The following is a 22702-nucleotide window of genomic DNA, read 5'->3' on the forward strand; positions in this document are numbered from 1 at the left end:
TGAGGGTGGATTAATAAGCAATAGGCTTATATACAATCAGTTTTTTGAAATTTCAACAACTAATTAAATATCAAAATCAAATTTATAATATTGGTCTAGCTAGAAAGTAGTTTATCACTACCTTCTAACTAGATATGCTTTAGGACTTTAATAGCTGTCTTAATACGTAGTGCAAGATACCGCCAGCTTTAAAGTATTCCACCTCGTTTAAGGTATCAATACGACAAATTACAGAGGCTTGAGCCGTAGTACCATCGCTGCGTTTAATATGTAGGGTTAAGGGCATACGGGGTTTTAGCTGTTTGCCTTCTAAACCACTAATAGTTATTAGCTCATCACCTGTTATCATAAGTGTTTTGCGGTTTTGACCCTCTTCAAATTGTAGTGGTAATACACCCATACCCACTAGGTTTGAGCGATGAATACGTTCATAGCTTTCTGCAATAACCGCTTTTACCCCTAATAAGTTAGTGCCTTTGGCTGCCCAGTCACGGGATGAGCCGCTACCGTATTCTTTGCCTGCAATCACGATTAAGGGTACTTGTTCTGATTTATAACGCATGGCTGCATCGTAAATTGGCTCCCTTACCCCATCTGGGTAATGAATGGTGATACCACCTTCTTCACCCCCTAACATTTCATTTTTAATACGAATATTAGCAAAGGTACCGCGCATCATCACTTCATGGTTACCACGACGTGAACCATAGGAGTTAAAATCTTTAGGCTTAATACCTAAACTTTCTAAATATAAACCTGCAGGGCTAGTTGCTTTGATATTACCTGCTGGGGAAATATGGTCTGTGGTAATAAAATCACCAAATACTGCTAACACCCGTGCATCTTTGATATTTTCGATAGTAGGCAAATCGCCTGTGATATGATCGAAGAAAGGTGGCTTTTGAATATAGCTAGAAGAAGCTTGCCACTCGTAGGTGTGGGACTCTGGCACTTTAATCGCTTGCCATGTTTCATCGCCAGCAAATACTTCTGCATATTCTTTATCAAATAAACTACTAGAAACCAGCTTAACGGCTTCAGCTATTTCTTGTTGAGAAGGCCAAATATCTTTTAAATAAACGGGCTTACCTTGCTGATCTTTACCCAGTGGATCTTTAGTTAAATCAATATTGATATTACCTGCTAAAGCATAGGCAACTACTAGCGGTGGTGAGGCTAACCAGTTGGTTTTTACTAATGGGTGAATACGCCCTTCAAAGTTTCTATTACCAGAAAGCACAGCGGCAACGGTTAAATCGCCTTTCGTAATGGCCTCTTCAATAGGCACTAATAAAGGGCCTGAGTTACCAATACAGGTAGTACAACCATAGCCCACTAAGTTAAATCCTAAGGCATCTAAATAAGGCGTCAGCCCTGCTATGTCATAATAATCGGTGACTACTTTAGAGCCAGGCGCTAAGGAGCTTTTTACCCAAGGTTTACGTTGCAAACCTTTTGCTACTGCTTTTTTAGCTAATAAGCCTGCCGCCATCATTACACTAGCATTAGAGGTGTTGGTACAGGAGGTAATTGCGGCAATAACAATAGCCCCTGTCTTTAACTGCTCTGTTTGACCATCCGCTTCATAATCAACAACTTCAGCTTTATTTACCACTGCATTATCCGACGCTATTTTTTGTGGTTGAGCTTTTATAAAATCATTAAATACATGGCCAACATTTGATAAACCAACACGATCTTGTGGGCGTTTTGGCCCTGCTATACTCGCCTCTACTTCGCCCATATCCAGTACTAACGTGTCTGTAAATTTAGGTTCATGACCTGCTTCACGCCATAACCCTTGCGCTTTGCAATAAGCCTCTACTAATTTAATAGTCTCCGCTGGACGGCCTGTTAGTTTTAAATAATCAATAGTCACTTCATCGACAGGGAAGAAGCCACAGGTAGCACCATATTCAGGCGCCATATTACCAATGGTTGCACGGTCTGCTATGGGTAAATAAGCTAAACCATCGCCATAGAACTCAACAAACTTGCCAACCACACCTTTTTGGCGCAGCATTTGGGTAATGGTTAATACCAAATCCGTGGCTGTAATACCCTCTCTTAATCTACCCACTAATTTAAAACCAATTACATCGGGAATTAACATGGATAATGGTTGGCCTAACATAGCTGCTTCAGCTTCAATACCACCCACACCCCAACCTAACACGCCCATGCCATTAATCATGGTGGTATGGGAATCAGTGCCTACAAGTGTATCTGGATAGGCAAAGGTTTTACCTTGTTGCTCTTGCGTCCAAACAGTGCGCCCTATGTACTCCAAATTCACTTGGTGACAAATACCAGTACCAGGTGGCACTACACTGAAATTATCAAAGGCTTTTTGCCCCCAACGTAAAAAGCTATAGCGCTCACCATTTCGTTCCATTTCTTTCGCAACATTTTCTTCAAAAGCTTCTGGCGTTGCATATTTATCCACCATCACTGAGTGGTCGATCACTAAATCGACGGGGCAAAGTGGATTAATTTTTTTAGCATCTCCACCTGCCGCAGCAATGGCAGAACGCATAGCGGCTAGGTCTACAACAGCAGGAACACCTGTAAAATCCTGCATTAGAACACGGGCAGGATGAAATTGAATCTCATGTTCAGAATGACAATCTTTTAACCATTCAGCTAACGCCTTAACATCATCATTGGTAACGGTAGTACCATCCTCCCAGCGCAATAAGTTTTCCAATAAAACTTTCATCGACATAGGTAATTCACTAATATCACCTAATTGCTTAGCGGCCTCCGCCAGCGAATAATAATGGTAAGTTTTATTATCAACCGTTAAGCTAGTTAGGCTTTGCATGGTATTTAAAGACGACATAATATTTATCCTTCTAGTTGTTATCGTTGCTTTTTGTAGACAACTGAATGAGCTATATATTGAAAATTTTTTATATTATTGGTTTATTAAAATATTCAAATCGTTATAAATAGTAAGCGAAAAACAGCAAAAATTAAATTTTGCTTTAGTATAAGTTTTACAATTGGTTGTTAAGTAAAGCCTATAAAATTTAATGGGATTTCTATCTAGAATATTGATACAAACAAGAACGGGATATGTTACAAGTGATAAATCAATAAGTACTCCTACCCTTTGATAAAGCAGGGGTAGGAGTATTTATTTTAATTTACTTGTGGAAGTAACTGTAAAAACGTAAAGGTTTCATAATCAAGCATCCAACCAAATTCATCATCAGGTGACGCAATAGGATTAACTAACTCTACTCTCACTTTCCTCTGAAAAACCTCTTGCAAAACAGTGTTCAAAAGATTTCCAGTGTCTTTAAATTTAACTAAATCTAATTTAACAAAATAATCAGCTTGTGATACTGCATCATTTTTTAGTGGTAGTTCATTTAAAAGTTGTATGATATAAACACCAATTTCATCTACATTAAAACTTTCTAAATTAAGCAGTTCAACACTCACATTAGATCTATTTAATTGTTGAATTAAATCATACATTAAATAGTTAGCTTTTCGGGTGTCTTGAGCAAATGTTGATAAATCAATTTTCATTAAATATTCTGACATTTTCTTATTCTCCTTTTTAATTAAGTGAAATTCCATTTTATTTAGTTTGATTTTCTTTTTGCTTAAACAATATATTCTCTAGCCATTACTCTAATGATCACTATTCTTCCTACATCAAGTTAAGAAGCATCAAGTGGTAAAAGCAATAATCAACTTATTGTGAATGTAAAAAATGATGCCTCTATTTTTATTGCTTCCAATTGTGAAGTACATGGCGCTTATTTAGAAGCAGCTTTTAATGAATTAAGAAAAGATATTCCCTCTTCACTAGTGAATGAAACTCAATAAGCTCAAGCTATTTTAAGTTGGTAAGTTCTGTAATAACCTTTCTCATTAAAATATTAGAAAGTTTATTAATTTTTCCAATAAACATTCACGAAATATAAAATTTAACTAGAACCTCATAATAATTACTTTTTCTCTACATTCTTACTATACCAATCCTCATATTCCTTATATTCCTTTTTAATTTCTCTAATCATTTGTATAGCTTCCATTTTTCTTTGTTTTGCCATCAATTCATCATTTTCTATATTGATCATATATTTTTCTAATTTTTGCGTATAACTATCTATATTCGATTTATATTTATTATATTCATATTCCGTTAGATAAAAATAACCATAGGATGGTTTTCGTGGTTTTTGGCCTAGTACTTGCTGATAGGAAGGATATGCACCAAATATATTTGACTTAGCTTGATAACCTAAACAAACCAAAGGAATAGTTAATAATAAACTTAATATTACTCGATGTTTTTTCATTATAAAATCCTTGATATTATTTTTTAATTAAAAATGATTCACATATTTCACCATCAAAGAAGCTATTCTTTATCTATCTTTTCTTGATACTTAGCTTCATATTCAGCAAACTCTTTATTCATATCTTTTATGGCTTGCATGGCTTCTTTTCTACTTTTTTGCATTTCTAACTCATCATACTCAATACTAAAAAGATATTGCTCTAAATCCTGTAATTGCTGCTGTACACGAGATTTATAATAGTTATACTCTGCTGGATTCATATAATTTACTATCTTTGATGGTTGTGTTGGCTTTGGCGAGAGGACAACGTGACGTAAAATTGGATAACCACCAAATATATTTGTGTCTATACCATACCCCAAACAAGTCATAGGAATTATTATTAATAAACTGAGTGCCACTAATTGTTTTTTCATTAGAATACTCCTTACCATTATTTTCAACCATAAATAAAAACAATCGTTTTAATAAATATAGCAAATATAAAACTGACAAAATAATTATTTACCTAAAATTTACTGATTACTGACAAAAAAATCCCCAGTCTAGCTGGGGTTTAAAATGCTTAAGTCTATTAATTTTAAGCGATGGTTTGATTACCATAAGTGGATTCGTAATAGCGTTTTACTCGCTCATGGGTCGCCTTATGGTCTGGATGGTTGGCATTGCGGTAAGCTTCACTAGCCATCACTTGTTTAATATCTTGTTGTTGAAAGCCTAATGAGCGACCTATGCCTGTATCTTCCTGCAATGTTTTACCAATATTAGCTAGTATTTTGATTACAATAGGATTATTACCAATTTGATCCATATGTTGTAAATCTTCTGGTGCAGCATATCGTTGAAAGGCTTGATAAGCGGTGCGCAGATTTTTATTAAAGTCTGTTTCATTGGTCCAGACTTGGCTTAGTGATTGATAAGCTTCTTCAATATTTAGCTCCTTACCGACCTGTACCAGTTCAGGCAATCGTTTTGCATATTCACCTAACACAAACTCCACTTGTTTTTGAGTCATTCCCAGTTCATGGGCTTTACCTAAGAACTCACGATTCTCTGGATCTTGTTTAAAATCATCAAAGGTGAATAGTTCAGACTGTAGATCAACATCATATTCATCCACTGAGCGAGGTGGAATATCACCTGTGCCTAAACGTCTTTCTAAGTGGCTATAGCCTTCTGATAATTTACGGGCGCTTTGTTCTAGGTCTACACTACCATCTTGGTTAAAGACTTGGTATTTTTCAGGTAAAAAACCTTCTGGTTGTGCAACTTCGCTAGTGGCTAGTACAGAGCCTGCGCTCATTGCCTCGCCTAAAGCATCATCACTGTAGGCTTCGTTTTGGTAGAAAGTGATTAGTTTATTCATCATGTTCAGATACTCCATTCGCTCTGTTAATACGGGAAAGAATAAAATCGATAACGCTACGTTGCCCTGCTCGGTAGTAGGTTTTGATTTCTGCATTATGTTCATCAAAAGAAGGCGGCAATGAGAAACGAGTGACAAGGTCTTCTAAAATTGCCTCACCGCCTACCGTCTGCTCAAAAAGCCGCTGGTAATCAAATTCATCCACTGGTTTATTCATTATTCACCTGTTTACTGTTGCGCCATTGCTTGTTGTGCTAACTGTGCTTGCAGCGCTTGTTGCTCTGCTTCTATACGTTGTTGCCTTAAATCTGCCACCTCTTGTTCGGTACGAATCAACTGGGCAGGTACGCCTAATGCTTCGCCTGTAAAGCGTGTGGCTTTATCAAAATCAATGTTATCTAACACTTCTTGGTTAACCTGCGAGTTCTGCAAAGTCATTTGTACAAAGTTGCTTATAGCGGTGACTTCATCAAACTTTTGAGCGCGCGCCATTGGGCTAACATATTTAATACTGATATATTTATTTTGCAGGGTTTCAGGCGCTTCTGAAAAAATACCTGCTCGAAAGGCAATACCAAAACAACGCTCTACCAATGGCTGTAGATATTCAGCCTGCATCCGTCCATAGATAGGCCCTAATAACTGCCTAATCAATTGTTGTCGCATATTCACTTCGGTGGCTGTCATGGCTGGGCCATTTTGCGGTTGTAGTTGATCCGCCAGCATAATTTTACGAATAGCCGCTTGTAGCTGCTCACATTTGGTAAACGACACATTAAAGTCAGCACCACTGTGCAATGGCCGCATACTATCCACACTATTAGCCACAATCACTTTACGCGGCCCTACAGTAATGGTACGCGGATTTAGCACACCATCATCTTGCGCAATCCACATGCCGCTAATCGCCAAATCAGCATTGGCTAGCTCCATGCGTTTAATTTCATTAAGTGTTTTCGCATCTGGCAAGGCATCGGAAACAGGGCCAATGGCATAAACACTTTGTGGAATTTGCATCCAACGGGGTACGACTACAGGCATTTCGTTATAGCCACTTTCCCGTACAATCAGTTTGTTATCTAAATCCACATGCACTGAAGCAATCGGTAATTTTTTAGCCACCTCGCCTAGCTTACCCCCTTTGCGCGGATAGATGGCATGTACAAATTTAACTTTACTACTGGGATCACGCTGCGCCTGCTTTCTCACTTTTTCTGATAAACCATCAGCAAATTCATTAACCGCTTGTTCTGCCGTTAACTCATAACTGTGATAAACAATATCAATTTGCTCGTCGGCACGACTACTATCACAGTAGACACTGGCAATAGGCCATAACTGAAAAATAAAACCACCCTTTTCTCGATCACTATCCACATAGAGGGCAAACCATCCTGCACTCATTAAATCGAGGTTGCCTTCGTAAGCGGCTGAATCAAAATTGGAGTTGTGAATATTACGCCACAATACATCAGCGGATTCATCTAACCAGCGTTTTTCTTCATCAGTAGCACGGTCTACATCCAAACCAAACCAACGGGAATTAGCAGGAGTAAGGCCGCTAATAATGGCGCTTGCTTGGGTGCGTGCTGCGTCCGTTAAGGTGGAGTCGAGTAACTGTGATTTCTTACGTTGAATAGTGGCAGAATTCACAACCTCACTATTAAAGCCTGTGCCACGTACAGGAAATGAAAAATCAAAACACTCTTTCCACACTTGCTCATGGGGTTTACGGAGTGATTTTAGTGTTTCTAAGCGACTATTGATTTTATTTGCTAAATTATCCATCGTATTAGCCACCTAATGTCTGTTTAGCGTTACCTTTTTCTCCACCTGTAGAAAGTAAACTGTTTGCTCTACGTTGTTTTTTCTTTTGCGCCAGTTCTACATTGGCCTTTTCAGCAGCTTTGTTAGCAGCTTCATCAGCTTCTTTTTGCGGATCACGTTGTACTACCTCAGGTGTTTTTGGTGAACCACCTAAGCCCACTAAGCCTGCTGCTTTTTTTAATGCTTTTTTTGCTCCACCCATTATTTTTCTCCTGTATTTAACCAACCCTCTTTTGTCAGGGTAAAATGGAATTTGCGAGCTTTATTAGAAACCATTGAATTGGTTGCTTTCACAACCTTTGGTTGGTTATCAGATTGAATTTGTTGATTAAGTTGTTCAGCTTTGACAATGGCTTGCTGTTTTGACCCCAAAAAATCTGCCAACCATTGATTACTAGGAGTAAGCACACCATATCGGCCACGTGCTTTGTGCTTTGCTTGATATATAGACATAAAAAAACCCTCTTGTGAGGGTTTTAGTGTGGATTAACTATCTGGTCAGTTTTCCAACTGTCCTTAATATATTTTTTATTCCAATCCACCTGATACTTTATAGCGAAAATGACCCAACCAAAATAAAATAATCCCCATTACCATACACCAACCAAACAACGGCCAATTTAGCTCCATTTCTTCCTTTGGAGCTATTCTAGCTTGTTGGGTATTTTCTGGGTTGTACACAATATTAACCAGATCCCCTTCGTTGTAAGCTATTTTAGTTAATAAGATATAGGCTTCTGCTCGTTTACCTTCTTGCGTAAAAAACTTAACCAATAAATTACGCGCTAATTCTGACTCATTAATCACAGCAGATACCACCGCTTTAGTGGCTATTCCAGCTTCTTCTAACTGTTGGTAAATAGTGCTTTCATACAGTTTTCTTTGTTCAAAACTAGAAAAGCGCATTGGTTTACTGATAAACAATGACACCATAGCTATAATCATAAATAAAATACCAACCGCTTGTAAAAGATGGCTTACCCTTGCTTTCATCCTATCTGCATACTCCTACTTTTTTATCTTGCGCTATAAACAATCATTGAAACTATCTAACTTGCTTATTTTATATTAAATCAAAAAGGATTAAATAAACTAATAGCAAAACTAATTAACATATTAAAAAAGAAAGACATCCCAACAAAAATAACAATATTTTTATTGCCCTCTATTCCTAGTTTTTGAACTAATTTATACATTACCCAACTTATAATACCCAACCAAAGCAACATACCAAAAAAACCATTTAGTGCATTGCCTGTTTTGATTATCACTAAAACAATCAGAAAAAAAACTATATATCCCCAAAAAATAGTCTTAAATGTCTTACTATAATCTGGGTATTCTGCTTCTGCTAATGCAGCAGCCCAATGAGCAGCTAAAGCATTTATAGCACTAGCTATGGCTGCAACAATAGCAATAATCAAACAACCGAATATAAATCCCATTACCCTTTCCTTATAAATCTATTTTTCCTGTGTATTTCTATACCAACATATTTGTTGTCAAACACAGAATAATTATATATTTCACATGTAAAAATGTAAATTGATTACATGTAAAATATTTCAATAAATTTATTTAGCTGAATAAGAGTAAAAAACTTCATCAATAAATGGCTTAATAATAAATAACTTGCTTTAAAATAGCTGACTTAAGAACCACTTTATTCCTCATCAAAACTACTCCACTGGGCTATTTTCTCATCCTGCTGGAATTGCATTTCTCGTTCTTTAACACCATTAACTTTCCATACAGTCCATAAGCCTTGCCGTTTTCCGTTATCAAATCCACCTTGCCAACGTTTGTTACCATTTTCATACCAACCTGTCCAAACGCCGTTTCTTTCGCCTTGTTGAAAATAGCCCTCCAATCCTTTTTGACCATTTCTGTGCCATCTTATAATGGATTGTATTTGACCATTTTGATAATAGCTTTGCTCTTTTTTAAGGCCATCCTTAAACCATACCACTACCTCTCCTTTATTGGGTTTAATATGGCCATGCAAAATATCAGCTTTATTAACCACTAAAATCGGATCTGTTTGCTTGGTATGGGTATCACTATAAAAATCCTGTATCCAATACCCTTGCTTGTCATCAATAGCGATTAATTTACGATAATAGAATGCTTTTTTATGGGCGGGCACTTGCTGCCAATCCCTGTTGTAATAGGCAATAATGCTGCCTTGTTGCAAAGTAGTATCTGCTACAAAATCAGTCTGATTAATTGGGGAAGCCTGTTCAGCGGCTACGCTAACAATACTCACTAAAAATAATATAACTAATAAAGCGTTTTTCACTCTATACCCTGTCATTCAATTAAATTTTATACTGAAGTATAACCAATTTTAGCCCACCCATGCCTACTCTTTATTTAATTTACTTGGCTTTTTCTGTTAGCATAAGTCAACTAGCCTGAATAAATGGAAAATTTACTATGCTAACACTATTATTTCGCTCTGTTGCCTTGGGCTGTATTGCGTTGCTTATAACCGCTTGTACTCAAATACCACAACTGGTAGAAAATACCACTATTGCTTATTTTGATGAGCGTGGAAATAACATCAGCAAACCCTCACCTAGAGGCAGCTACCGCCAGCTGTTAAAAATTCAATCCAATGGTTATTTAGTGCAAAGCTTTTTTGTTAACACCAATACTAAACAAACAGATCCTTTTATCATTCATAATAAAGAAGATCTTACTGCTATTGATCCTCTAAGTATTGATGGTTTTTTTGTGCAATGGCATAGAAATGGGCAGAAAGCAGGTTCAGGCCACTTTATCAATGGTAAACGTCAAGGCACATTTACGGAATGGACAGAGCAAGGAACTAAATGGGCAGAAATGCAATTTGAAAACGATTTAGCCAATGGTAAAGCAAACCTCTGGTATGAAGATGGCAGTAAATATATTGAGGGACAATACTTAGCAGGCAAAGAAGAAGGCGAATGGAGAATTTGGCAGCAAAATGGTCCTATACGTTTTAAAGCAACCTTTGTGCAAGGCAGCATTATTTCAGCAGTAGATGCCAATGGCAAACCCATCAACCTTAGCAAAGACGATTTTACTACCAAATAATGGATCCAATGGCTAAGTTATCCTAATTAAAGAGCTTAGCCATTATTTACTGTTGTTATTAACGAAACTAATAATTTAGCAATCCCTTATTGTTTTAAAAATAACTGCAATACTAATACAGTTACCATTGCTACTAACAAATAATAAATAACTAACACACCCACTGCACTAATAGAACTAATAAAAAAATGGCTAAGCGCTAATAGCGCCATATCTGCTAATAGCATAATTAACCAAATAGTTATACTAACCCATACTAAGCGTTGTACTTTTTCAAACCATTTTTCCTGATAAAATACCGCAATGGCTATTTTAATAAGGATAAAAACAGCGATTAATCCTCTATATAGCCACTGTACTCCATTTTCATTGCTAATAGAGAATAGATTCGCCATATCAAAGCTTAAGGTTTTTAAGAGGGAGGGTGTCAGATAGCAATCTAGGCCCATAGTCCAAGCACTAAAACCAACCCATATAGCCCATGGCGACAGCTCATAAAAACCAAATACTACAAAGCGTTTCATCAGCCTTAATAATAACCAACAGGTTGCTATTAACAATAAAAGCGCCAATAACGCCCAACACGTTAGGTAATAAACACGACTAGGCTCAGCCATGATTGACCAATAACGTTGCCGCCCTATTATATCGATAAATAAAGGATCCCAATATTTTAACAGTAGCTGACAACAGATACTCAGTATTATGGCAATAATAAATACACACCATCGCGGATAGGCATATTCGCTATTTTGTATCCGTGTAAATAATGATAACAATAAAACACCTATTACTAACAAGCTAACTAATGCACCATTAGTTATTAAGTGATAGGTGGTGGGTATTAAATAGACTGTTAGATAGCTTATTGCAGTAATAAGCCCTATTAAACCTAGCAACCACACAATGGATTGTTTGTGACTATTAATCATCTATTAAAATCCTACAACGATTGACATTGTTTAGGTAAAAATTTAAGCGCTGCATCTGAGCCACATTGCCAGTTAAAAATACCTTGTTGTTGAGTGGGTACCATTCTTAGAATTAAAGACTTTCCCTGTAATTCTGGAAATAGGTTTTTTTGTTTTTTTAATGTTGCAATTATATCGCATCCCTCAACACTAACACTTTCCACAAAAGCGCCCTTGATTTCCATAGCAGGTAAAATACCTAATACTTGGTTGTTTTTAGGACATTGACCATGTTTAATATAATAATTGGTAAGCTGTTGTTTTTGCTCATAGGCAAGTATTACTGCCTCATTCATAGGGGCCTTAAGGCTAGGAACTGCTCCTTGCTCACTGTACAGTTTACTGTACCAAGTGCCTAATGCTAATATTTGTGGTGTCAATGCTGCTTGTTGCTTCGCTGTTAATTGACAGTCCTTAGCAGGTGCATAACGACTATCACCATTAAAACTACATTCCCCTGTAAAACTTTGCTGCTCTTTACCTGAGGTCATCGCTTCTTTAATGGTTAATGTTTTACCCCGTAAGCCTTCTGCAATCGTCGCATCTTTTTTATAGTGAATAGACAGGGTACATTGTTTAGTAACACTCACTTTCTCTAAAGGACTATCCGCAAAGAAATTCATATCGGGTAAGTTTAATACCTGAATATCTTCTGGACATTGTTGATAATAACTATAATAGTTATGTAACGCATAAGCCACAACACTACCTAGCACAAAGCCTGTTACAAACTGCTGGTCGCCTTTATCTTGTATAGTAGGGGGATTAACAGCTGTCCAACTATTGTTAGCTACCAATAAACAACTCGCCACTACCATTAGAGATCGAATGAGTCCCATATTTCACTACCACTATCTTGTTCTGTTTATTTTAATTAGTTGCTTATAGTTTCTGAGGCCACAATACATGGCCATTTTTATAACGATGAGTATAAAGCAAATTACCTTGTTTATCCCAGCCTTTTGCCTCGCCTATTATTTTGCCCGCTTTATAGGTTTTTTGCGAAGCAAGTTGTCCATTATCATGCCAGGTTTTGTATATCCCCTCAATCTCACCATTAAGACGTATATATTGTTCCTTAAGCTGACCATTCTCATACCAAAAATTTACTGTGCCAGACTCATGGTCATTCTCATAGTTGGCTTCATAAGATAACTGACCTGAACGATACCATTCTTTATAACTGCCATGTAAGTTATCATCCACATAAAAAAATTCTTCTTCTTTTTCTCCTGTTTCATACCAAAAAGTATAGCGCCCTTGTAGCTTATCCGCTTTATAAAAGCCTTCTGAACGCAATGAGCCTGAGCTATACCAAGTTTGATAAGTACCTTCTAACATCCCTTGTTGATAAGTTGTTTCAGCCTCTTTACTACCATCAGTTCTCCAATAGGTTATTTTGCCCTGTATACTTTTTGGTTGCCAACTATAGGCATCTGTGACATCAGTTAAAGTAATTGGACTTATTTGCTTGGCATTATTTTTTGTGTAAAAATCTTGTACTTGATAGCTTTCTGTATTATTTAGTTTGAGCAGTACACGGTAATACATACTTTCTGAACGAGCATAAGTACGCTCCCCATTCTTTTTAAAATATGCAATAACCAATCCTTGTTTTGCTGTCAACTCTCGCCACGCTTTGTTATCATTATTTTGCGCCATAACTAGAGAACAAAACAACACGCATAAACAGATGATTAATCTTGTATACTTTTTATATAACACCATTGATACATTCCTTTACTTACTACTTACCACTGCGTAAGTTTAGCTGATTTACTGATATTATAAATAACACTATTTTTTTATGCGCGAGAATAAATTATATTTAAGAGGATGCGACCTTTGATTATACTGTTAAAGACAATTAATTAATGGATAATGAAAGAAATAATTTAAACACTGAGCGATCATGCTATGCGCATTTTTTTACACAGCCTTTTATTAATGCTGGTTTTATCACTTGTGGGGTGCGCCAGCTCTATTACCCATGGTATTAATTATTCTTCAGGTAACTACCAACCACCCTTTTATTCTGGCATTGCTGCTGATGCCAAAATTATTAATGAAGGGGTGCAATGTACTTGGAATGATGACTGTGCTAACCGAGATACTGTTATGATATCCTTGGCCCCTTTGGCTGTATTAGATTTTCCTTTATCTTTAATTTTAGATACTTTATTGGTGCCTATCGATGCACTGATTTACTATAACAAATAATTGATTTAAATTTAGCAGCTTAATGTGTTATTTACATTAAGCTACTAAATTCTTAATCAAAGAATTATAAAATTCCTTGTGAGGCCATCTCTAATTCACTTTTAAAATTTAAGGCTGCTTTGTTTACACAAGCAGTATTTTGCTTACCACTATTTGGATCATTCATAGCAATATCTATTGCTTGTGAAATTTCGCTAGCCAATTTTAATAACCAATGTTTAGAAAAAGCTGTTAATCCTCCAACAGTAGAGTTTAAGGTAGAAAATAATTCCTCAATTTGTTTAGAACAATTCTCTATAGCCTGTAAAACTTTATTTACTACATAGACTACATCATCGTTAACATTTATTTTTTTTGCCACTGTATCTGACCAAATTACAGTGATAACAGCTTTTATAGCTTGTACTTCTTCTGCTGTATAACTCATAATAATATCCCATTATCATAAGGTACTCATGGAACTCAATTAATTGAAAATTTACTTAGTACAACCATTACTAAGTCCTAGTATCATAAACAATACACAACGAAATATATGCTTGCTTCAACAAAAATATACTCAATCAAAAATGGTAGCTCCACCAAGCATCTTTACTAATTCCTGGTAGATCAGTCCGTGAACCACCCGTTACGCTACACCACAACTTCACCAACTTTTCGCCATCACCGTGCTTTGGCTCTGCACCTTGTTTCCAGCCTACAATGGTAGGCTTGGGTACTTGGATTATATTAGATATAGCTTGCAGGGAAAGATTGAATTTATTTAAATCACAAATCACTCGGAACCAATCAGTATCACAACGTTTAGACATTTTATATCACCTCTTTGTTAGTTATTAGTGGTATCTGTTTGTTGTTGCTTATTGCGTAAATGCTCTCTGTTCCAACGGTATAAAATATTTTCAGAGATTTTATATTTACGTACTATTTCGGTGCTATTACGACCATTAAACTCCGCTAAAATCTTAGTTTTTAACTTTTCCATATAGCGCTGTGGATTCATTGGAAAAACAATCGAAAGTCCTCGCCAATTTTCATAAAGGTTAAAAGTAATCTCTTCAGCTTTTTGTCCAGCTTCATTTTCAGCCAATCCTGTTTTCATCAATTCGAATTTGATATTTTCGGCTAGCTCACTAAAAAGTTCATTTTTACGCTGTGCTTGAATGGATGCCATTGTTATGCTTCTCCTTTTATTCATTCAATATGCTTGTACTAGTGACGCTTAATACCTAGTAATGCTAAACAAGTTGCTCTTGCATTCTGTTCATTAATACCTTGCTGCTTAATCCGTTGTTTAACTCTATCCTCTAACTGTTGCTCCACTGCTTTAAGAATACAATCAGTTGTGTTATTTAAATTTTTCTCCACCGCTTTCAGTGGATTACCTTTGGTAAAGTTTTCAGTTACTTGAATAAAGTAATATTCAAACCGTTTTTTTAACGAGAGATTGTCATAACTCGCTTGTTTTAATTCAAAAAGACCTGTTAACTCTGCTGCTGCTTTGATAACTGAATGACTATAACGACCTATTAATGCTTCACCCCATGCCACATCTAAACAAGCTAGTCCATCTACTCGTTTACTGAGCTGCATAAACTCCTTTAATTTGGGTGGAAATTCACACTCCAATACCATGCGATGTAAACCATTATTCACTTGCTGAGTGGTTAACTCCTTAATACCCGTTAACCAAATACGTTTCGCTACCTGCTCACTTTTCTGATCACGATAATATTTCTCATACCACGCAGGATAAGTAGCTCTTATGGTAGTAAAGACTGTATTAACATTTATCATCGCTTGTTGGTTCTCTAAAGTTTTACTTTCATAGCCAACTAAGGTCGTTGGCTGTGGTGCTGATGCTGGCAGTGGCTTGTTGAGCAGATCGCTTAGTTTTTCCATAATACTTTTCTCGGTTTAAGGCATATTGATAAGATTGGGCTAAAGCGTGGTACCACTGTTGTTGCGTTTTTTTAATGGTAGGTTTAGTACACCAAAAGCAGACAAATTCTTGCAGAACTGTTTGGGGAATTTGTTGTTGCTCAAGGGTTATCCCCAGTTTTATTAAGTAATTAGAAAAATCATCAGTAGGTTGCCAGCTATCAAACATCGCAAAAGTTTGCGCAGATGGTTTTTCTAAATTAGCCTTAGAGAGAGTATTTATTTCTGTATCTTTTTCTTTATCTGTATCTTTATCTTGTAGTTCAGTGGCGTTCGTTTGTGTTGCTGATTGTTTTTTTCTCCCTTCTCGCCATGCTTTTGCTCGCTCCGCTGAACCATCTTCCTTTAATGGTTGACGCTTACCCCAACCTATTAGCTTATTACCTTTTAATAGCCTTCCTTGCATCGCACTGAGAATAGCTTTTATCTCCTCTGGTTTTATATCTAAAGCACTGGCTAAATCTTCTTCATTTATTTGTACAGTCCCTCTTTCTTCTGATAAAGAAGCCGCTACCAATAAATGAATATAGGTTGCCATAACAGTAGCAATTGGCTGTTTCGAGACCTTACTAACAGTACGCCATTTAGGATCATTGGGCATATCATGCCAGAGTCTTAACCATTGATTTGCCATTTAACACCTCTTAATTATTAACTTTCCTATAATTTATTTAATTTTCACTCCTTTACCTATATAAAATATAGGTAAACAAAGCAAACGAATTCGCAACCCTTATGGATTGATATACAAACGAGATATTGATTAAAATAAGATTTAAAATATTCTTTTAAATCGGAATACCTATATTATAATTATAGGTAAACAGATATGCAACCCTTTTTTTATAGTTATAAAAGCATTTTATTTTGTGACATTAATGTTAAAATACTTCCCTAGATCCTTAATAAGGGATGATTAATAATGAAAAACTGGTTAACCATCTTGCTACTTAGTTTTTCCTCTATAAGCTTTGCAGCTAATAATATTACTCATCTATTAGCCGAAGGCAAAAAAGCTTATTTAGCTAAAAACTATCCTGAAGCCTTTCAATATTTCTTACAAGCTGCTGATAAAAATAATGCTATTGCCCAAGCAATGGTAGCTATGTATTATCAAAAAGGGCTTTACATTGAACAAGATTATGAGCAAGCATTAGCTTATTTTTTAAAAGCCGCACAACAAGGCTATGTCTCTGCCCAATACAACGTAGGCGATTTTTATTTAAATGGTTTAGGCACTGAGATTAACTATAAAAAAGCATTTTATTGGTATTGTAAAGCGGCAAAACAGAATCATAAAGAAGCACAATATTATGTAGGCTATTTTTATTTGCAAGGGATAGGTGTTAAACAAAATGATAAGGAAGCTTTTCAATGGTTTTTAGAAGCAGCAAAACGTGATAATCCTATAGCTCAATATTATGTTGGTCTTATGTATCAGAATGGTCAAGGTGTTGCTAGGGATCAAGAGAAGGCAATAAAATGGCTACAAAAAGCTGCCGATAACCAGCACGAACAAGCTATGCTAGCGTTGAATGCACCTTAAACATTGAAAATTATTATGTTAATAATAAACAATAAAATATTTTAAGGTTATATTATTAAATTAATTATACTGTTCTGAAGATAGCAACTTATGGAATACGTGCAGTATCATTCATCATCAGTTGATTTAATAAAGTTATTAACACCTTGCTTAACAATGCGTTCCATAAATGCTACACCCAATTGTTGAGCCTCAGTAAACGAATCTTTATCACTACCTTGTAAAGGTGGTATTGCTTCCATAATAAGACTAACATTACCATTATCATTATCAATAATTCTTATAGTTACTTCTGCCATGATAATTGCCCTTTAAATATTTTTGATTATTTTAAACTGTTATGTTGTGATTATAATTCTTCTGTCTATTAATAAAACTGATCTTAGCTAATATTTTATTAGATTATTGTTAGGTACTAATATTTATTAAATTGCATTATATTGATCACAGCTTGATAAGCCACTTGGTAAATACTAGGACGAAAAACCATTTGATAAAGTCTTGTTACTTCCTGCCAGTCTTGACGCTCAATCGCCGCATAAAGATAAACATCTGCAGTTTCATACTCATTTATTAAGCCATTTACTGCTTGTGCCGCAACTTCTAATTCATAATCTTTACCAGCAACTAACGGGCAACTACAGGTTGTTAGCAGCTGCTTCACCTGTTCAGTAATATAGTTATCTAGTGTATTGTTAGATGGCAAAGCTAAATCATAGCTTATTTGTCCATTTAGCATAGTGATTTACTCCCAATGAAACCATTGAGAGTAATTATATAAGGAATGCCTATCAAAGTAAATAGGTATACCTATATTTAATAAGCGTTATTTTATGTCTATAGCAGCACTGAATACCAGAAGACACGGCCTATTACTTTAATATCTTTAAGATCATAGGTTTCATCCTCATATTCGTCACGATTATAAGAACGAACACGCACATGGCCGTTAGCTAATCGATAAAGTAATTTAACCCTTAGCAGTTCATCATCAATAGCGATTGCATAAATTTTACCATCTACAATTGCTGTATTTTCTGTATCAACACCTACAGTAGAGCCATCCAAGATAACAGGTTCCATACTGTTACCTTTTACTGTTACACAAACTATTTTATTAGGATTAATACCTTTATTGCGAAGTGTACTTTTACCAAATCGTAATTTAGTTCTGGTATGACTTTCTGTAATCGCAAACTTACCTGATCCTGCAGCAAGCTCTACCTCTTTTAGAAATGGAACTTCTGTTTCATCATCATCAAGCGGTGTATTATCATCCCACGCTTCAATAGGTAACATTTCTGGATGAGTCAATAATTGGGGATCAGTAGTATTTTCTTCTTGGTTATTATGATGATAACGTCCTTGACTCTCCGCCGTCTTTACCATGGTAGAAGGGTTAACCATCTTATCTTGACCAGATTCAAGCCAAAAAGCGTCTACCCCACAAGCTCTCGCGATGGAAGCAATATAAGATGTGGATTGTGACTTTCCTGTTTCTAGCTCAGAAAGTGAAGGCTGTGTAATACCAATTTTATCAGCTAATTCCTTTTGGCTTAACTTGGCGTGTTTACGTGCTTGTTTAATACGATCTTTAAGTTGCATCATAACCTTTTCCTATTTTAAGTAGGAATACCACTAGGTGAAATATAACCATAGCTATTTTATAGGTAAAATAGTCAGAATTCCATATTATATTAGTATATCTATTGCCAAATGTCACGCATTTTCATAAGCATACTGATAATTTAACCTATTAATTAGGTATATCTATTTTTATTTTATAGGTGATAGGTGTGTTTTTAATATATCAGTCACTAATTTTAGGATCTATCCATAAGCGCCAACTAAAACATAAAAATAATGTAGTAACAGCTGTTACAGTTAAAATAATAGGAATATAATCAGCTTTAACAGATAATAATTGACAGTAAATAAACTCTAACACAATGCCTACCAATACAGTGGCAATTATAAAAATTGGCATGGAAAGACGATTAAAGTAAGCCATTGAAAAACCTGTTAATACAACAGGAATACCCGCTAATAGACTGCCTGCTACAGCTGCAATAAATGGGAAAATAATAATACTTTGCAATATACTTACAAAACCTTTGTCACCTTGTGCAAAAGCCATTATCTGTACAGGCACCATAATTAATAAAGTAGCAAACAATAAGCCAACAACTACAAAATATGCCGTTGAATAAAGATATTTCTTCACGTTATATTTATTTCCGTAACTTTAAACTTATTAATATCATACACTGAAAACTACAATAAATCTTTCAAATTAGAGCACTTTTACTGAAGATAGTTATTTATTAGCTAATAAAAATATATTTCTGTATATGTATTGCTACTCCACTACTTCAAACTTATAAGTGAATAAAGCTACAGCGAACACTAATTCACTTAGCAAAAAGCTCAATCAGTGGTGATTTTCGCCCTAAAAAATCTTAAAAGCAAATTTAAACAGCCCTTTTATGATTTAAATAGGAGTAAATCTACAAAATAGTAGATTGAACATAATTAGATAAAACATTTGTTTGTTTTTTTAATTGTAGTATTTATTATCTTAGCAAAATACTTTAAACTCAAAATGTCATGTACAACCCATTTATTGGGGGTAAATAAAATGAATACATTACAAAAATTAACCGCTACTATTGCCCTTATTGCTATGCCCATCAGCATGGCTTATAGCAGCCCTTGCTATACTAATACAGAAGATGGTTGTGGCAACAGTAATGAAAAAGTTATTCATGTACAAACAAAAGATACAGGCTTTGGTTTTTGTACCGAATACTTAAATAATAATAATGAAAAAGTGACACGCTGCCACTCTGAACTTTCAGAGGAAGAAAAATTAATTGCGCAACAAAAAGCTATTGCAGAAGCCCAAGCACCTAAACAAACAACTAGTACTACTTCAGTCAATAATTATAACTATAATTACAATGTTGTACCTAATTCAAACCAAGTAAGTAATACCTACAGTACTGGTTATAACTATGGTTATAGTTATGGCTACAATTATTATCGTAATAATTATAACTACTATCCTAACTATTATTATAGTAATAAATATCATCGCCCACGACCACCAAATCATCATAACCACCAACGCCCACCTCATAAAAACCAAAATATTACATTGCCCTCTATTTCCTTTGGGCAAAAAAATAATATGACTCCAACAAGACCTCGCAACAACAGCAATATAAGCAGGCCAGCTAATCGCGGCTCAGGTTCGCATTCTTCTCCACGAGCTACTTTACCCAGCACAAAAAGATAATAAATAGACGCAACAAAGGCACATAACAATGTGCCTTTTTTTATGCTCAAACAAAAAGAATTTTCCCTCATCTACTAGCATAATAACTTTCTAAAACAACTTCTAAAGTCTTGGGAGCAAACCATGCTAAAAGAATTTCGTTGTAAAAAGTGCCAAAAACTACTCGCTAAAATTAGTGATTATTCAGAAGTAGAAATCAAGTGTAATCGTTGTAAACAAATCAACTATTACACCCAATCTACTAAACAGGAAACACAACATGCCAAACAAAGACCCATCATTCTTACAGATACTTTACATAGCCATAATTGAAAGCACTACAGTACAAGGAGCAATTATGGCCTCAATCATCGCTATGCTGCGTGTTATTTATGATGATAAAAATACAAAACCTACCAGAGTAATGTTGGAATCTCTTATATGTGGTGCCTTATCACTATGCATAACTAGTTTAATTGAAATATTTAGCCTTCCAGATAGTGCTGCTATCACCATTGGCGGAGCCATTGGCTTTATTGGTGTTACAGCGCTCAGAAATTTTATTTTAAAAACGATTAATAAAAGGATGGATGATCAATGAGCCTACCTAGAGGTATTAGAAACAACAACCCTGGCAATATTCGTTGGGGTAGCAACTGGCAAGGGCTTGTTCCCCAAGACAAACGTACTGACAAATCATTCTGTCAGTTTAAAGACTCAATTCATGGGCTGCGTGCGATGGTGAAGATTATGTTCACCTATCGAGATAAATACGGATTAAATACAGTGGAATCAATCATCCATCGCTACGCCCCACCCAATGAAAACAACACGCAAGGTTATATTATGCGTGTTTGCAATACCTTAGGCGTATTACCAACACAAACTATAACCCTCAGCAACTCTGTACTAATAGAATTAGTGAGGGCGATTACCGCTGTAGAAAATGGTAATCTCTATTACCATTACTACAGCACAGAGCTTATTGAGCGAGCTATTGAACTAGCAAAAAACTAATTTTTTGCTGGAGCAAAAAGAAAAACAACCTAACTACTTTTATAATTACACCAGAACTACTCGATAGTCTTCTTAAACTTAAAAAAATATGGAGATTTAAATGTTTACAAGAGAAGACTTAATTAACGGTCCTAAAATCTATCAAAGCCGTAGACGTGAACTAAGAACTACGGAAATAAATAACACAGCCACCTTACAAACCATCATGAACGAATATGGTGCAGATGGTTGGGCATTCTACAACTACGAAGAAAATAGTGGCGTTATTACCTTTAACTATGTAGGGCGTGTTATTGAATACCAAGTACACGAATTAAGTACGATTGGTCTAATCAATAAATTTAACGAACTAGGTAGTCAATTCTTACTATTCTTAGGTTCAGTTAATAGAAATGCTATTTTTGCTTATATTGGTTACGATGGCTCTGCGGTAAGCTATAGCACTTTAAACCTTGAAGAAATCCCTGAAGATGGCATTCGTCAAGCATTTGAAGTACATGGCCAACAAGGTTGGCAGTTTATTGCAGAATATCGTGAGCGTCCCATCTTTGGTTATGCCAATGGCCCAGTTACACAATTCGTAAGCCCAGTACATCCAGATATTGATCCACGTTTACAAGAAGAACTAGATGCATTAGGAGAATATGGTTGGCAATACATTGGCAATATGCCATCAGTAGAGCACGCTGTATTTGCAATGGGAGATCATCCTGTAGCATTTAGCTTTGATCGAATGGGTAATCCTCAAACAGACTCAGAAGAATACTTTAACCAAAAAGGCAAAGAGTCATGGAAATATGTAGGAAGTGGTTTTAGAGTTAACTTATTTATGAAATAACCATAACCTACTATTAATAAAAATTACGATTAATTTTTAAGGCTAACAATGGTTAGCCTTTTTTTATCCCTCAGCAACAGGCATTAAAACACCTCAAACAAAAAACAAATTTATTGCTATGAAAATATAGCTTTAACTCAACACCCATTCCACATAAATATTATTTACAACCAACAAGCGCCAGCCTTTAGCATAGAAATGATAAAACATCTGCAAAAAACGCTTTTTGCAATCGCTGTCTAACCATACCCCTTTTTAAACCACATTTTTTCTTGCCACAGCAACAATCAAATCCCTAT

Annotated in this window: 33 protein-coding genes; 9 read left to right on the forward strand and 24 right to left on the reverse strand. The window is 35.6% G+C overall.

Annotated features, from left to right (window positions below):
• Positions 1 to 139: 139 nt before the first annotated feature.
• Together acnA and JHT90_RS09865 are read right to left on the reverse strand one after the other, a co-directional pair.
• Positions 140 to 2842: an aconitate hydratase AcnA gene (gene acnA / locus JHT90_RS09860; protein ID WP_201090608.1), complete on the reverse strand. Its 2703-nt coding sequence runs from the start codon at positions 2840 to 2842 to the stop codon at positions 140 to 142.
• Positions 2843 to 3144: 302 nt separating this feature from the next.
• Entirely contained in the window at positions 3145 to 3555 is a 411-nt protein-coding gene (locus JHT90_RS09865) for a hypothetical protein (protein WP_201090609.1), read from the reverse strand.
• Between the two features lie 159 nt (positions 3556 to 3714).
• On the opposite strand from JHT90_RS09865, the gene JHT90_RS09870 reads away from it, so the two are divergent.
• Positions 3715 to 3843, forward strand: coding sequence for a DUF2388 domain-containing protein (locus tag JHT90_RS09870; RefSeq protein WP_201090610.1), 129 nt, complete (start codon positions 3715 to 3717; stop codon positions 3841 to 3843).
• 122 nt (positions 3844 to 3965) lie between these two features.
• On the opposite strand, the gene JHT90_RS09875 is transcribed toward JHT90_RS09870, so the two are convergent.
• From JHT90_RS09875 to JHT90_RS09920, 10 genes are all read right to left on the reverse strand, one after another.
• Complete coding sequence (locus tag JHT90_RS09875) at positions 3966 to 4319, reverse strand: hypothetical protein (protein ID WP_201090611.1); 354 nt, start codon at positions 4317 to 4319, stop codon at positions 3966 to 3968.
• A gap of 62 nt (positions 4320 to 4381) precedes the next feature.
• Positions 4382 to 4738, reverse strand: a complete 357-nt coding sequence (locus JHT90_RS09880) for a hypothetical protein (protein WP_201090612.1) — start codon at positions 4736 to 4738, stop codon at positions 4382 to 4384.
• A gap of 164 nt (positions 4739 to 4902) precedes the next feature.
• Entirely contained in the window at positions 4903 to 5691 is a 789-nt protein-coding gene (locus JHT90_RS09885) for a hypothetical protein (RefSeq protein WP_201090613.1), read from the reverse strand.
• Positions 5681 to 5905 (reverse strand): Bbp19 family protein, encoded by a 225-nt coding sequence (locus tag JHT90_RS09890; RefSeq protein WP_201090614.1) that lies wholly within the window; start codon positions 5903 to 5905, stop codon positions 5681 to 5683. The genes JHT90_RS09885 and JHT90_RS09890 overlap by 11 nt, the downstream gene beginning before the upstream one ends.
• Positions 5906 to 5916: 11 nt before the next feature.
• The gene (locus JHT90_RS09895) at positions 5917 to 7476 is read right to left on the reverse strand and encodes a portal protein (protein WP_201090615.1); all 1560 of its coding nucleotides are present in this window, start codon (positions 7474 to 7476) and stop codon (positions 5917 to 5919) included.
• 4 nt (positions 7477 to 7480) lie between these two features.
• The gene (locus JHT90_RS09900) at positions 7481 to 7717 is read right to left on the reverse strand and encodes a hypothetical protein (RefSeq protein ID WP_201090616.1); all 237 of its coding nucleotides are present in this window, start codon (positions 7715 to 7717) and stop codon (positions 7481 to 7483) included.
• A complete protein-coding gene (locus JHT90_RS09905; RefSeq protein WP_201090617.1) occupies positions 7717 to 7968 on the reverse strand; it encodes a hypothetical protein in 252 nt (83 codons plus the stop codon). The genes JHT90_RS09900 and JHT90_RS09905 overlap by 1 nt, the downstream gene beginning before the upstream one ends.
• Positions 7969 to 8043: 75 nt before the next feature.
• Positions 8044 to 8508 carry a DUF3592 domain-containing protein gene (locus tag JHT90_RS09910; protein WP_201090618.1) on the reverse strand — a complete coding sequence of 155 codons (465 nt, stop codon included), beginning with the start codon at positions 8506 to 8508 and terminating at the stop codon, positions 8044 to 8046.
• 80 nt (positions 8509 to 8588) lie between these two features.
• Entirely contained in the window at positions 8589 to 8960 is a 372-nt protein-coding gene (locus JHT90_RS09915) for a hypothetical protein (RefSeq protein WP_201090619.1), read from the reverse strand.
• Positions 8961 to 9178: 218 nt separating this feature from the next.
• On the reverse strand, positions 9179 to 9814 hold the full coding sequence (locus JHT90_RS09920) for a toxin-antitoxin system YwqK family antitoxin (protein WP_201090620.1): 636 nt from the start codon (positions 9812 to 9814) through the stop codon (positions 9179 to 9181).
• A gap of 137 nt (positions 9815 to 9951) precedes the next feature.
• Here JHT90_RS09920 and JHT90_RS09925 point away from each other — a divergent pair, with 137 nt between their 5' ends.
• On the forward strand, positions 9952 to 10593 hold the full coding sequence (locus JHT90_RS09925) for a toxin-antitoxin system YwqK family antitoxin (protein WP_201090621.1): 642 nt from the start codon (positions 9952 to 9954) through the stop codon (positions 10591 to 10593).
• A gap of 86 nt (positions 10594 to 10679) precedes the next feature.
• On the opposite strand, the gene JHT90_RS09930 is transcribed toward JHT90_RS09925, so the two are convergent.
• From JHT90_RS09930 to JHT90_RS09940, 3 genes are read right to left on the reverse strand one after another with little or no spacing between them, the layout of a single operon-like run.
• A complete protein-coding gene (locus JHT90_RS09930) occupies positions 10680 to 11525 on the reverse strand; it encodes a hypothetical protein (protein ID WP_201090622.1) in 846 nt (281 codons plus the stop codon).
• Between the two features lie 11 nt (positions 11526 to 11536).
• Positions 11537 to 12403 carry a pilin gene (locus tag JHT90_RS09935; RefSeq protein ID WP_201090623.1) on the reverse strand — a complete coding sequence of 289 codons (867 nt, stop codon included), beginning with the start codon at positions 12401 to 12403 and terminating at the stop codon, positions 11537 to 11539.
• A gap of 43 nt (positions 12404 to 12446) precedes the next feature.
• Positions 12447 to 13292 carry a toxin-antitoxin system YwqK family antitoxin gene (locus JHT90_RS09940; protein ID WP_201090624.1) on the reverse strand — a complete coding sequence of 282 codons (846 nt, stop codon included), beginning with the start codon at positions 13290 to 13292 and terminating at the stop codon, positions 12447 to 12449.
• 189 nt (positions 13293 to 13481) lie between these two features.
• On the opposite strand from JHT90_RS09940, the gene JHT90_RS09945 reads away from it, so the two are divergent.
• Positions 13482 to 13784: a YceK/YidQ family lipoprotein gene (locus JHT90_RS09945; protein ID WP_201090625.1), complete on the forward strand. Its 303-nt coding sequence runs from the start codon at positions 13482 to 13484 to the stop codon at positions 13782 to 13784.
• Positions 13785 to 13848: 64 nt separating this feature from the next.
• On the opposite strand, the gene JHT90_RS09950 is transcribed toward JHT90_RS09945, so the two are convergent.
• The 5 genes from JHT90_RS09950 to JHT90_RS09970 form a co-directional block, all read right to left on the reverse strand.
• Entirely contained in the window at positions 13849 to 14211 is a 363-nt protein-coding gene (locus JHT90_RS09950; protein WP_201090626.1) for a hypothetical protein, read from the reverse strand.
• A 136-nt stretch (positions 14212 to 14347) separates the two neighbouring features.
• Positions 14348 to 14596: a hypothetical protein gene (locus JHT90_RS09955; RefSeq protein ID WP_201090627.1), complete on the reverse strand. Its 249-nt coding sequence runs from the start codon at positions 14594 to 14596 to the stop codon at positions 14348 to 14350.
• A 17-nt stretch (positions 14597 to 14613) separates the two neighbouring features.
• Positions 14614 to 14958, reverse strand: coding sequence for a Mor transcription activator family protein (locus tag JHT90_RS09960; protein WP_201090628.1), 345 nt, complete (start codon positions 14956 to 14958; stop codon positions 14614 to 14616).
• 38 nt (positions 14959 to 14996) lie between these two features.
• A complete protein-coding gene (locus tag JHT90_RS09965; RefSeq protein ID WP_201090629.1) occupies positions 14997 to 15686 on the reverse strand; it encodes a replication protein P in 690 nt (229 codons plus the stop codon).
• Positions 15610 to 16359: a DnaT-like ssDNA-binding domain-containing protein gene (locus JHT90_RS09970; RefSeq protein WP_201090630.1), complete on the reverse strand. Its 750-nt coding sequence runs from the start codon at positions 16357 to 16359 to the stop codon at positions 15610 to 15612. The genes JHT90_RS09965 and JHT90_RS09970 overlap by 77 nt, the downstream gene beginning before the upstream one ends.
• Before the next feature lie 288 nt (positions 16360 to 16647).
• Between JHT90_RS09970 and JHT90_RS09975 the strand changes: the two genes are divergently transcribed.
• The gene (locus tag JHT90_RS09975) at positions 16648 to 17271 is read left to right on the forward strand and encodes a tetratricopeptide repeat protein (protein WP_201090631.1); all 624 of its coding nucleotides are present in this window, start codon (positions 16648 to 16650) and stop codon (positions 17269 to 17271) included.
• A gap of 107 nt (positions 17272 to 17378) precedes the next feature.
• Here JHT90_RS09975 and JHT90_RS09980 read toward each other — a convergent pair whose 3' ends face one another.
• From JHT90_RS09980 to JHT90_RS09995, 4 genes are all read right to left on the reverse strand, one after another.
• The gene (locus JHT90_RS09980) at positions 17379 to 17570 is read right to left on the reverse strand and encodes a hypothetical protein (protein ID WP_201090632.1); all 192 of its coding nucleotides are present in this window, start codon (positions 17568 to 17570) and stop codon (positions 17379 to 17381) included.
• 116 nt (positions 17571 to 17686) lie between these two features.
• Positions 17687 to 18010: a hypothetical protein gene (locus JHT90_RS09985; protein WP_201090633.1), complete on the reverse strand. Its 324-nt coding sequence runs from the start codon at positions 18008 to 18010 to the stop codon at positions 17687 to 17689.
• A 98-nt stretch (positions 18011 to 18108) separates the two neighbouring features.
• Positions 18109 to 18876 carry an XRE family transcriptional regulator gene (locus JHT90_RS09990; RefSeq protein ID WP_201095832.1) on the reverse strand — a complete coding sequence of 256 codons (768 nt, stop codon included), beginning with the start codon at positions 18874 to 18876 and terminating at the stop codon, positions 18109 to 18111.
• A 205-nt stretch (positions 18877 to 19081) separates the two neighbouring features.
• A complete protein-coding gene (locus JHT90_RS09995) occupies positions 19082 to 19495 on the reverse strand; it encodes a hypothetical protein (protein ID WP_201090634.1) in 414 nt (137 codons plus the stop codon).
• Between the two features lie 414 nt (positions 19496 to 19909).
• On the opposite strand from JHT90_RS09995, the gene JHT90_RS10000 reads away from it, so the two are divergent.
• The 5 genes from JHT90_RS10000 (at position 19910) to JHT90_RS10020 (ending at position 22403) form a co-directional block, all read left to right on the forward strand.
• On the forward strand, positions 19910 to 20569 hold the full coding sequence (locus tag JHT90_RS10000) for a hypothetical protein (protein ID WP_201090635.1): 660 nt from the start codon (positions 19910 to 19912) through the stop codon (positions 20567 to 20569).
• Between the two features lie 123 nt (positions 20570 to 20692).
• Positions 20693 to 20881, forward strand: coding sequence for a Com family DNA-binding transcriptional regulator (locus tag JHT90_RS10005; protein ID WP_201090636.1), 189 nt, complete (start codon positions 20693 to 20695; stop codon positions 20879 to 20881).
• A complete protein-coding gene (locus JHT90_RS10010; protein WP_201090637.1) occupies positions 20829 to 21149 on the forward strand; it encodes a phage holin, lambda family in 321 nt (106 codons plus the stop codon). Before JHT90_RS10005 ends, JHT90_RS10010 begins: the two co-directional genes overlap by 53 nt.
• The gene (locus JHT90_RS10015; RefSeq protein WP_201090638.1) at positions 21146 to 21565 is read left to right on the forward strand and encodes a structural protein; all 420 of its coding nucleotides are present in this window, start codon (positions 21146 to 21148) and stop codon (positions 21563 to 21565) included. The genes JHT90_RS10010 and JHT90_RS10015 overlap by 4 nt, the downstream gene beginning before the upstream one ends.
• A 100-nt stretch (positions 21566 to 21665) precedes the next feature.
• The gene (locus JHT90_RS10020; protein WP_201090639.1) at positions 21666 to 22403 is read left to right on the forward strand and encodes a hypothetical protein; all 738 of its coding nucleotides are present in this window, start codon (positions 21666 to 21668) and stop codon (positions 22401 to 22403) included.
• The last annotated feature ends 299 nt before the right edge of the window (positions 22404 to 22702 follow it).

The sequence above is a fragment of the Entomomonas asaccharolytica genome, from assembly GCF_016653615.1.
In the GTDB taxonomy this organism is placed as follows: Bacteria; Pseudomonadota; Gammaproteobacteria; order Pseudomonadales; family Pseudomonadaceae; genus Entomomonas; species Entomomonas asaccharolytica.

Excerpts from the sequence above, each read along its gene's own strand:
- acnA (WP_201090608.1), bottom strand. The coding sequence starts at position 2,842 with ATGTCGTCTTTAAATACCATGCAAAGCCTAACTAGCTTAACGGTTGAT.
- JHT90_RS09865 (WP_201090609.1), bottom strand. The coding sequence starts at position 3,555 with ATGTCAGAATATTTAATGAAAATTGATTTATCAACATTTGCTCAAGAC.
- JHT90_RS09875 (WP_201090611.1), bottom strand. The coding sequence starts at position 4,319 with ATGAAAAAACATCGAGTAATATTAAGTTTATTATTAACTATTCCTTTG.
- JHT90_RS09880 (WP_201090612.1), bottom strand. The coding sequence starts at position 4,738 with ATGAAAAAACAATTAGTGGCACTCAGTTTATTAATAATAATTCCTATG.
- JHT90_RS09885 (WP_201090613.1), bottom strand. The coding sequence starts at position 5,691 with ATGATGAATAAACTAATCACTTTCTACCAAAACGAAGCCTACAGTGAT.
- JHT90_RS09890 (WP_201090614.1), bottom strand. The coding sequence starts at position 5,905 with ATGAATAAACCAGTGGATGAATTTGATTACCAGCGGCTTTTTGAGCAG.
- JHT90_RS09895 (WP_201090615.1), bottom strand. The coding sequence starts at position 7,476 with ATGGATAATTTAGCAAATAAAATCAATAGTCGCTTAGAAACACTAAAA.
- JHT90_RS09900 (WP_201090616.1), bottom strand. The coding sequence starts at position 7,717 with ATGGGTGGAGCAAAAAAAGCATTAAAAAAAGCAGCAGGCTTAGTGGGC.
- JHT90_RS09905 (WP_201090617.1), bottom strand. The coding sequence starts at position 7,968 with ATGTCTATATATCAAGCAAAGCACAAAGCACGTGGCCGATATGGTGTG.
- JHT90_RS09910 (WP_201090618.1), bottom strand. The coding sequence starts at position 8,508 with ATGAAAGCAAGGGTAAGCCATCTTTTACAAGCGGTTGGTATTTTATTT.
- JHT90_RS09915 (WP_201090619.1), bottom strand. The coding sequence starts at position 8,960 with ATGGGATTTATATTCGGTTGTTTGATTATTGCTATTGTTGCAGCCATA.
- JHT90_RS09925 (WP_201090621.1), top strand. The coding sequence starts at position 9,952 with ATGCTAACACTATTATTTCGCTCTGTTGCCTTGGGCTGTATTGCGTTG.
- JHT90_RS09930 (WP_201090622.1), bottom strand. The coding sequence starts at position 11,525 with ATGATTAATAGTCACAAACAATCCATTGTGTGGTTGCTAGGTTTAATA.
- JHT90_RS09935 (WP_201090623.1), bottom strand. The coding sequence starts at position 12,403 with ATGGGACTCATTCGATCTCTAATGGTAGTGGCGAGTTGTTTATTGGTA.
- JHT90_RS09940 (WP_201090624.1), bottom strand. The coding sequence starts at position 13,292 with ATGGTGTTATATAAAAAGTATACAAGATTAATCATCTGTTTATGCGTG.
- JHT90_RS09945 (WP_201090625.1), top strand. The coding sequence starts at position 13,482 with ATGCGCATTTTTTTACACAGCCTTTTATTAATGCTGGTTTTATCACTT.
- JHT90_RS09950 (WP_201090626.1), bottom strand. The coding sequence starts at position 14,211 with ATGAGTTATACAGCAGAAGAAGTACAAGCTATAAAAGCTGTTATCACT.
- JHT90_RS09955 (WP_201090627.1), bottom strand. The coding sequence starts at position 14,596 with ATGTCTAAACGTTGTGATACTGATTGGTTCCGAGTGATTTGTGATTTA.
- JHT90_RS09960 (WP_201090628.1), bottom strand. The coding sequence starts at position 14,958 with ATGGCATCCATTCAAGCACAGCGTAAAAATGAACTTTTTAGTGAGCTA.
- JHT90_RS09965 (WP_201090629.1), bottom strand. The coding sequence starts at position 15,686 with ATGGAAAAACTAAGCGATCTGCTCAACAAGCCACTGCCAGCATCAGCA.
- JHT90_RS09970 (WP_201090630.1), bottom strand. The coding sequence starts at position 16,359 with ATGGCAAATCAATGGTTAAGACTCTGGCATGATATGCCCAATGATCCT.
- JHT90_RS09975 (WP_201090631.1), top strand. The coding sequence starts at position 16,648 with ATGAAAAACTGGTTAACCATCTTGCTACTTAGTTTTTCCTCTATAAGC.
- JHT90_RS09980 (WP_201090632.1), bottom strand. The coding sequence starts at position 17,570 with ATGGCAGAAGTAACTATAAGAATTATTGATAATGATAATGGTAATGTT.
- JHT90_RS09985 (WP_201090633.1), bottom strand. The coding sequence starts at position 18,010 with ATGCTAAATGGACAAATAAGCTATGATTTAGCTTTGCCATCTAACAAT.
- JHT90_RS09990 (WP_201095832.1), bottom strand. The coding sequence starts at position 18,876 with ATGCAACTTAAAGATCGTATTAAACAAGCACGTAAACACGCCAAGTTA.
- JHT90_RS10000 (WP_201090635.1), top strand. The coding sequence starts at position 19,910 with ATGAATACATTACAAAAATTAACCGCTACTATTGCCCTTATTGCTATG.
- JHT90_RS10005 (WP_201090636.1), top strand. The coding sequence starts at position 20,693 with ATGCTAAAAGAATTTCGTTGTAAAAAGTGCCAAAAACTACTCGCTAAA.
- JHT90_RS10010 (WP_201090637.1), top strand. The coding sequence starts at position 20,829 with ATGCCAAACAAAGACCCATCATTCTTACAGATACTTTACATAGCCATA.
- JHT90_RS10015 (WP_201090638.1), top strand. The coding sequence starts at position 21,146 with ATGAGCCTACCTAGAGGTATTAGAAACAACAACCCTGGCAATATTCGT.
- JHT90_RS10020 (WP_201090639.1), top strand. The coding sequence starts at position 21,666 with ATGTTTACAAGAGAAGACTTAATTAACGGTCCTAAAATCTATCAAAGC.